General features: G+C 67.1%; 8 protein-coding genes. 1 reads left to right on the top strand and 7 read right to left on the bottom strand.

The annotated features are described in order from the left end of the window. Window positions 1-62 precede the first annotated feature (62 nt). The gene (locus SM757_RS29355; RefSeq protein WP_322468067.1) at window positions 63-569 is read left to right on the top strand and encodes a TPM domain-containing protein; all 507 of its coding nucleotides are present in this window, start codon (window positions 63-65) and stop codon (window positions 567-569) included. 15 nt (window positions 570-584) lie between these two features. On the opposite strand, the gene SM757_RS29350 is transcribed toward SM757_RS29355, so the two are convergent. From SM757_RS29350 to SM757_RS29320, 7 genes are all read right to left on the bottom strand, one after another. Next, window positions 585-2,513 (bottom strand): B12-binding domain-containing radical SAM protein, encoded by a 1,929-nt coding sequence (locus tag SM757_RS29350; RefSeq protein WP_322468066.1) that lies wholly within the window; start codon window positions 2,511-2,513, stop codon window positions 585-587. Window positions 2,514-2,693: 180 nt separating this feature from the next. Further along, a complete protein-coding gene (locus SM757_RS29345) occupies window positions 2,694-3,110 on the bottom strand; it encodes a F0F1 ATP synthase subunit epsilon (RefSeq protein WP_066334415.1) in 417 nt (138 codons plus the stop codon). An 84-nt stretch (window positions 3,111-3,194) separates the two neighbouring features. Then, the gene (gene atpD / locus SM757_RS29340) at window positions 3,195-4,598 is read right to left on the bottom strand and encodes a F0F1 ATP synthase subunit beta (RefSeq protein WP_066334413.1); all 1,404 of its coding nucleotides are present in this window, start codon (window positions 4,596-4,598) and stop codon (window positions 3,195-3,197) included. A gap of 28 nt (window positions 4,599-4,626) precedes the next feature. After that, window positions 4,627-5,505 (bottom strand): F0F1 ATP synthase subunit gamma, encoded by an 879-nt coding sequence (gene atpG, locus SM757_RS29335; RefSeq protein WP_066334412.1) that lies wholly within the window; start codon window positions 5,503-5,505, stop codon window positions 4,627-4,629. A gap of 38 nt (window positions 5,506-5,543) precedes the next feature. Beyond that, window positions 5,544-7,097, bottom strand: coding sequence for a F0F1 ATP synthase subunit alpha (atpA, locus tag SM757_RS29330; RefSeq protein WP_066334410.1), 1,554 nt, complete (start codon window positions 7,095-7,097; stop codon window positions 5,544-5,546). A gap of 109 nt (window positions 7,098-7,206) precedes the next feature. Next, on the bottom strand, window positions 7,207-7,740 hold the full coding sequence (locus tag SM757_RS29325; protein WP_066334408.1) for a F0F1 ATP synthase subunit delta: 534 nt from the start codon (window positions 7,738-7,740) through the stop codon (window positions 7,207-7,209). 4 nt (window positions 7,741-7,744) lie between these two features. Further along, window positions 7,745-8,215 carry a F0F1 ATP synthase subunit B gene (locus SM757_RS29320; RefSeq protein WP_066334406.1) on the bottom strand — a complete coding sequence of 157 codons (471 nt, stop codon included), beginning with the start codon at window positions 8,213-8,215 and terminating at the stop codon, window positions 7,745-7,747. Window positions 8,216-8,233: the final 18 nt, after the last annotated feature.

The raw sequence follows: 8,233 nt of genomic DNA, 5'->3' as shown, positions 1-8,233 counted from the left end.
GGCGGCTTCCGCTCCGGTGGCGGTGGGGATTTCGGCGGCGGCGGCGCCTCGGGGAGCTGGTGATGAACCGTGTGCTGCGGCTGTTGAAACACCGGCTGCTCGACGAGGGCGACGCGCGGCGCGCCCTGGGCGACGCGGCCATGGCGCGCATAGAGGCGCGCGTGCGCGAGAGCGAAACCCGGCACAGCGGCGAGATACGCGTGTGCGTGGAGGCGGGGTTGCCGCTGTCCTACCTCTGGCGCGGCGCCACGGCGCGCGAGCGCGCGGTGACCCTGTTCGGCAAGCTGCGGGTGTGGGACACCGAGGCCAACAACGGCGTGCTCATCTACCTGCTGCTGGCCGAGCACGCCATTGAAATCGTCGCTGACCGCGGCATCCACCGCCACGTGGGCACGGACGGCTGGCACGGCATCCTGGACGGCATGCGCGAGCGGCTGCGCGGGGGTGACTTCGAAGCCGGCCTGCTGGCGGCCGTGGATGCCGTCGATGGCTTGCTGGTGCGCCACTTCGCGCTGCAGCCGGGCCAAGCCAATCCCAACGAGTTGCCGGACGCGCCCTGGCGCGCTTGATGCGGCCGCCCCCGCTCAGCCGCCCTGCTCCAGCGCCCGGCGAATGAAGCTCTTCGGCACCGTGGACTTGGGCACCCGCACGTCGAACCAGCTGCGCACGTCGGCCTCCACCAGGTTGCCGTGCATGAAGTTGTAGATGGCCTTCTTCAGCGCGCGGCCCAGGGCGTCGTGGTCGGTGCCGGTGGGGTCGATGAAGCCGACGTCGTTGCGCGCGAAGGCGCCTTCCGGCAGTGGCTTGAGCATGATGCCGAAGGCCTGCGGGTCCAGGCCCACCGGCGAATGCACCGTGCAGGCGAAGCGGTGGAAGAAGCCGGAGTGGATGCAGCCGTTCTCGAAGAGCTGGCGCACGTACTCCAGCGCGTCCACCGTGTCCTGTGCCGTCTGCGTGGGAAAGCCGTACATCAGGTAGGCGTGCACCATCACGCCGGACTCAGCAAAGGCCCGCGTCACCCGCGCCACCTGGGCCACGGACACGCCCTTGTTCATGAGTTTCAAAAGCCGGTCCGAGGCCACCTCCAGCCCGCCGGAGATGGCAATGCAGCCACTCTCGGCCAGCAGCTCGCACAGCTCCGGCGTGAACGTCTTTTCGAAGCGCACGTTGCCCCACCAGGAGATGCGCAGGTCGCGGCGCAGCAGCTCGGTGGCCAGCGCCTTGAGCGCCTTGGGCGGGGCGGCTTCGTCCACGAAATGGAAACCGGTCTGGCCGGTTTCCTCGACGATGGCCTGGATGCGGTCGGCCAGCACCGAGGCCTCCGCGCCCTCGTAGCGCGCGATGTAGTCCAGGCTGACGTCGCAGAAGCTGCACTTTTTCCAGTAGCAGCCGTGGGCCACGGTGAGCTTGTTCCAGCGCCCGTCGCTCCAGAGCCGGTGCATGGGGTTGAGCATGTCCAGCAGCGAGAGGTACTGGCCCAGCGGCAACCCGTCCCAGGTCGGTGTGCCGACCTCGGCAAAGGGGACGTCCGGCTCCGGGAAGTTCACGTAGCGCGCGGCGCCCGCGTCGTCGCGGATGAAGGTGCGCACCAGGCGCTGCTTCGAGCGGCGGCCCTGCAGGTGCTCCAGCAGCGCGAGCAGCGGGCGCTCGCCGGCGTCCAGGGTCACGAAATCCACGAAGTCGAAGACCCGCGGCTCGCGCAGCTCGCGCAGCTCGGTGTTGACGTAGCCGCCGCCCAACACGACGGCCAGCCCCGGATGCGCCGCCTTCACCGCCTGCGCGATGCGCAGCGCGCCGTATACCGAGCCCGGGAACGGGACGGAGAGAAGGACCACGTTGGGTTTGTGCAGCTCGACCGCTTCCAGCGCCAGGTCGCGCAGCGTCTCGTCTATCAGGTTGAGCGGCGCCGCCAGCGCGTCGGCCAGCGGGTCGAAACTGGCCTGCGCGGCGGCCAGGGACTCGGCGTAGCGGACGAACTCGAACCGCCCGTCCACTGCCTCGCGCAGCACGTCGGCCAGGTCGTCGAGGTAGAGCGTGGCGAGGTGCTTGGCGCGGTCCTGCAGGCCCAGCGCCCCGAAGGCCCAGGCGAGGCCATCGCCGCCCTCCTCGTCCGCGTCGTAGGCGTCGAGCTGCTGGAAGCGCGGCCCCTCGGGCAGCAGCCCGCGCGAGGCGATGCGGTGGGCCAGCGTGGGGTCGCGCCCCTGCAGGAAGCTGAAGGCCCGCTCCACCGTGCCGGCGTAGGCGTCGAACTGCTCCAGGAAGGCCGCCACGCGCTCGCTGCGCTTCTTGGGCGGCAGCGCCTCGGCCACCTCGCGCAGGCGCAGCAGCCCGGGGCGCGAGAGCAGGCGCAGGACGAGCTTGAGCGCCAGGTCGTCCTGCGCCGCCGGGATGCCTCGGCTGCGCAAAAAGCCGGTCAGGTAGGCGGTGGAGGGGTACGGCGTGTTGAGCTGCGTCATCGGCGGGATGAGCGACAGCACGCGGCAACCTGCGGCGGAGTCGGTGATGGCGGACATGGGAGCTGGCGTGGCGGCCGCGCGGGCGGCCCGTGGAAACGGCCGCGGCGGCGCTTGGAAAAACGGCCGCCAGTAAACACGAAGCCCGCCGGGCATGCGCCGGGCGGGCTTTTTACTTGATTCGTTGCGGTGCCGGTGCGGCTGCCAGGGGCAGTTGCGCCGGCGCGCCGGTCAGGCGGCTTACTTGCGGCGGAACTTGCGCAGCGCGGCGAGTTGGGCAGCCATGGCGGCGAATTCGCTTTGCGCGGTGGCGAAGTCGATGTCGCTCTTGGCGTTCTTCATCGCTTCCTCGGCCAGGCGCTTGGCCTCGTTGGCCTTGGCCTCGTCGAGGTCATGGCCGCGGATGGCGGTGTCGGCGAGCACGGTGACCGTGTTGGGCTGCACCTCCAGGATGCCGCCGGCCACGAACACGAACTCTTCTTCACCGTTGTCGGCACGCTCGATGCGCACCGCGCCGGGCTTGATGCGGGTGATCAGCGGCGTGTGGCGGGGCAGGATGCCCAGCTCGCCGTTCTCGCCCGGCAGCGCGACGAACTTCGCCTCGCCGCTGAAGATCAGCTCTTCGGCGGAGACGACGTCGACGTGAATGGTTGCCATGTGCGGGGTCCTTGATGCGAAAAGGAAGAGGCTGCGTCGGGAGCGTTGCGGCCACAACCCGTCAGGTTGCAGCCGCGACGGTCATTACGACGCCAGCTTCTTGGCCTTCTCGAAGGCCTCGTCGATGGTGCCGACCATGTAGAACGCCTGCTCGGGCAGGTGGTCGCACTCGCCGGCCACGATCATCTTGAAGCCGCGGATGGTTTCCTTCAGCGGCACGTACTTGCCGGGCGAGCCCGTGAAGATTTCGGCCACGTGGAAGGGCTGCGACAGGAAGCGCTGGATCTTGCGGGCGCGGGCCACGGTGAGCTTGTCCTCGGGGGCCAGCTCGTCCATGCCCAGAATGGCGATGATGTCGCGCAGTTCCTTGTAGCGCTGCAGGATGCCCTGCACCGAACGCGTCGTCGTGTAGTGCTCTTCGCCGATGACGTTGGGGTCGATCTGGCGCGAGGTCGAGTCCAGCGGGTCCACGGCCGGGTAGATACCCAGCGAGGCGATGTCACGCGACAGCACCACGGTGGCGTCCAAGTGGGCGAAGGTCGTGGCAGGCGACGGGTCGGTCAAGTCGTCCGCAGGGACGTACACGGCCTGGATCGAGGTGATCGAGCCCACCTTGGTGGACGTGATGCGCTCTTGCAGGCGGCCCATTTCCTCGGCCAGCGTCGGCTGGTAGCCCACGGCCGAAGGCATACGGCCCAGCAGAGCGGACACTTCGGTACCGGCCAGCGTGTAGCGGTAGATGTTGTCCACGAAGAACAGCACGTCACGGCCTTCGTCGCGGAACGACTCGGCGATGGTCAGGCCGGTCAGGGCCACGCGCAGACGGTTGCCCGGCGGCTCGTTCATCTGGCCGTACACCATGGCGACCTTGGACTTGGACAGGTCCTCGTCCACCACCACGCCCGACTCCATCATTTCATGATAGAAGTCGTTGCCCTCACGGGTACGCTCACCCACGCCGGCGAACACGGACAGACCCGAGTGCGCCTTGGCGATGTTGTTGATGAGCTCCATCATGTTCACGGTCTTGCCCACGCCGGCGCCACCGAACAGGCCCACCTTACCGCCCTTGGCGAACGGGCAGATCAGGTCGATAACCTTGATGCCGGTTTCCAGCAGCTCTTGCGACGGCGACAGCTCGTCGTAGGCCGGGGCCTTGCGGTGGATGGAAGCCGTGTGTTCCTGGCTGACCGGGCCACGCTCGTCGATGGGCGTGCCCAGCACGTCCATGATGCGGCCCAGGGTGGCTTGGCCCACCGGCACCATGATGGGGTTGGCGGTGTTGGTCACCATCATGCCGCGGCGCAGGCCGTCGGAGGAACCCAGAGCAATGGTACGCACCACGCCGTCGCCCAGCTGCTGCTGGACTTCCAGCGTCAGCGCCGAGCCTTCCATCTTCAGGGCGTCGTACACCTTGGGCATCTGATCGCGCGGGAACTCCACGTCCACCACGGCGCCGATGCACTGAACAATCTTGCCTTGTGCCATTTGTATTTCCTTGAATTCAACGAATCGGTCAAACCGCGGCGGCGCCGCTGACGATCTCGCTCAGCTCCTTGGTGATCGCGGCCTGGCGGGTCTTGTTGTAGACCAGCTTGAGCTCACCGATCAGGTTGCCGGCGTTGTCGGTGGCGGACTTCATGGCCACCATGCGTGCGGACTGCTCCGAGGCCATGTTCTCGGCCACGGCCTGGTACACCAGCGCCTCGATGTAGCGCGTGAGCAGCTCGTCGATGACGGTGGCCGCGTCCGGCTCATAGATGTAGTCCCAACCACCGGCTTGACGCTCGGCGGCGGTCTGCTCCAGGCGCGAGGCGGCCAGCGGCAGCAACTGCTCCACCACCGGCTCCTGCTTCATCGTGTTGATGAACTTCGTGTAGCAGAGGTAGACCGAGTCCACCTTGCCCTCGACGAAGGCATCGAGCATCACCTTGACCGGGCCGATGAGCTTCTCGAGCTGGGGCGTGTCACCCAGCTGCGTGGCGTGCGAGATCACCGGCACGCCAACGCGGTTCAAAAAGCCCAGACCCTTGTTGCCGACCGCAACCGCCTGCACCTTCACACCGTCGGCCTGCAGATCACGCATCTTGTTCGTGATCGCGCGCAGCACGTTGGTGTTGAGGCCGCCGCACAAGCCCTTGTCGGTGGTCACGACCACGAAGCCGGTCACCTTGGAGGAACCGTCAGCCCGCATGTAGGCCGACCGGTACTCAGGATTGGCCTGCGACAGATTGGCCGTGATGTTGCGGATCTTGTCGGCGTACGGACGCGCCGAACGCATCCGCTCCTGCGCCTTGCGCATCTTGGAGGCGGCGACCATTTCCATGGCCTTGGTGATCTTCTTGGTGTTCTCCACCGATTTGATCTTGCCGCGTATTTCCTTGCCTGCCGCCATGGACTGACTCCTTCTCAGACTTGTGCTTTAGGCGGGACTCAGGCGAAGGACTTCTTGAACGCGGTGACCGCAGCGTTGAGCTGGGCTTCGGCGTCCTTGTCCATGGCCTTGTCGGTCTCCAGCTTGTTCAGCAGGGCAGCGTGGCTGGTCTTGAGGAACTGGTGCAGGCCGCTCTCGAACGCCAGGATCTTCTTGACGTCGATGTCGTCCATGAAGCCCTTGTTCACCGCGAACAGCGTGGCACCCATCAGGCTGATGGGCAGCGGCTGGTACTGGGGCTGCTTGAGCAGTTCGGTCACGCGGGCACCGCGGTCGAGCTGCTTGCGGGTGGCTTCGTCCAGGTCCGAGGCGAACTGCGCGAACGCAGCCAGTTCACGGTACTGCGCCAGGTCGGTACGGATGCCGCCGGACAGGCCCTTGATCAGCTTGGTCTGGGCAGCACCACCGACGCGCGACACCGAGATACCGGCGTTGATGGCGGGGCGGATACCGGCGTTGAACAGGCTGGTTTCCAGGAAGATCTGACCGTCGGTGATCGAGATCACGTTGGTCGGCACGAAGGCGGACACGTCGCCGGCCTGCGTTTCAATCACGGGCAGCGCGGTCAGCGAACCGGTCTTGCCCTTGACGGCGCCGTTGGTGAACTTCTCGACGTAGTCGGCGTTCACGCGGGCGGCACGCTCCAGCAGACGGCTGTGGAGATAGAACACGTCGCCGGGGAAGGCTTCGCGGCCCGGGGGACGGCGCAGCAGCAGCGACACCTGGCGGTAGGCAACGGCCTGCTTGGACAGGTCGTCATACACGATCAGCGCGTCTTCGCCGCGGTCGCGGAAGTACTCGCCCATCGTGCAGCCGGAGTAGGCCGACACGTACTGCATGGCGGCGGACTCGGAAGCGGAAGCCGCGACGACGATGGTGTACTCCATCGCGCCGTGCTGCTCCAGGGCACGCACCACGTTCTTGATCGACGACGCCTTCTGGCCGATGGCGACGTAGACGCAGACCATGTTCTGGCCCTTCTGGGCGATGATCGCGTCCAGCGCCACGGCGGTCTTGCCGGTCTGACGGTCACCGATGATCAGCTCGCGCTGGCCACGGCCGACGGGCACCATCGAGTCGATGGACTTGATGCCGGTCTGCACGGGCTGGCTCACCGACTGGCGCGCGATCACGCCCGGGGCGACCTTCTCGATCACGTCCGTCATCTTGGCGTTGATCGGACCCTTGCCGTCGATGGGCTGGCCCAGGGCGTTGACCACGCGACCAATCAGCTCGGGGCCGACGGGCACTTCCAGAATGCGGCCCGTGCACTTGACGGTGTCGCCTTCGGAGATGTGCTCGTACTCGCCCAGGATCACCGCGCCCACCGAGTCACGCTCGAGGTTCAGCGCCAGGCCGAAGGTCTGCGCGCCGGAGGGGCTGGCCGGGAATTCGAGCATTTCGCCCTGCATCACGTCCGACAGGCCGTGCACGCGCACGATGCCGTCCGTCACCGAGACCACGGTGCCTTGGTTGCGGATGTCCGTCGAGGCTTGCAGGCCTTGAATACGGCTCTTGATCAGTTCGGAAATTTCTGCGGGATTCAGTTGCATCGTGTTCTCCCAGGCTGCCTCCATACAAGGCGGACAGCGGTGGCAGGGGTGGCGGCTGTGGGCTTGACGGGCGGGATCGGGGCGGCTCGCCCCTCACTCTCCTGCTGCTTTAGGCCGTAAGCGCCACCTTCATCTGTTCCAGACGGGCCTTGACCGAGCCGTCATAGACCTCGTCGCCGACCACCACGCGGATGCCGCCGATGAGCGAGGGATCGATCTGCACCGTGGCGTTGAGCTTGCGACCGAAGCGCTTTTCCAGCGCGGCCAGCACCTCGGCGCCCTGCGCCTCGTCGATCGGGAAGGCGCTGTAGACCAGCGCATCGGAGACCCCGCTGCCGGCGTTGACCAGCGCGCGGAACTGCGCGGCCACTTCGGGCAGCGCCACCAGGCGGCCGTTTTCCAGCATGGTGCGCAGCAGGTTCTGCAGCGCGGGCCACAGCGGCGCGGGCAGCGCACCGGTCACCACGCCGAGGACCTGCTCGGTGCTCACGCGGGGATCGGAGGCGAACTGGCGCAGCTCGGGGTCGGAGGTCAGCGACGCGAGCAGATCGAGCTGCTCGATGGCGCCGGGCTGCTCCTGGACCATGATGGTCTTGAACAGCGCCTCCGCATAGGGGCGGGCGATGGTTGCAAGCTCAGCCATGGTGTCAGAGCTCGCTCTTGAGGCGTGACAGCAGTTCGCCGTGCACGGCCGGGTTCACTTCGCGGCGCAGGATCGCTTCGGCACCCTTGACAGCCAGCGCGGCGACTTCGTCGCGCAGCGCTTCGCGGGCACGGACGCTGGCCTGCTCGGCCTCGGCCCGGGCCGCGGCGACGATCTTGGCGGCCTCTTCATTGGCACGGCCCTTGGCCTCTTCGACCATGGACTGGGCCAGGCGCTCGGCATCAGCCAGACGGCGGGCGGCGTCATCACGCGCTTCGGCCAATTGGGCCTCGACGCGCTTGTTGGCCGTGGCCAGTTCGGCCTTGGCCTTGTCAGCCGCAGCCAGACCGTCGGCGACCTTCCGGGCGCGCTCATCGAGCGCCTTGGTGATCGGCGGCCACACGAATTTCATCGTGAACCACCACAAGATCACGAAGACGACGATCTGCGCCAACAACGTTGCGTTCAGATTCACGGCTCGGACCTTTCTCGT

It is taken from the genome of Azohydromonas lata (genome assembly GCF_034427735.1).
GTDB lineage: Bacteria > Pseudomonadota > Gammaproteobacteria > Burkholderiales > Burkholderiaceae_C > Azohydromonas > Azohydromonas lata.
This window is presented reverse-complemented; position numbering and strand designations above follow the sequence as displayed.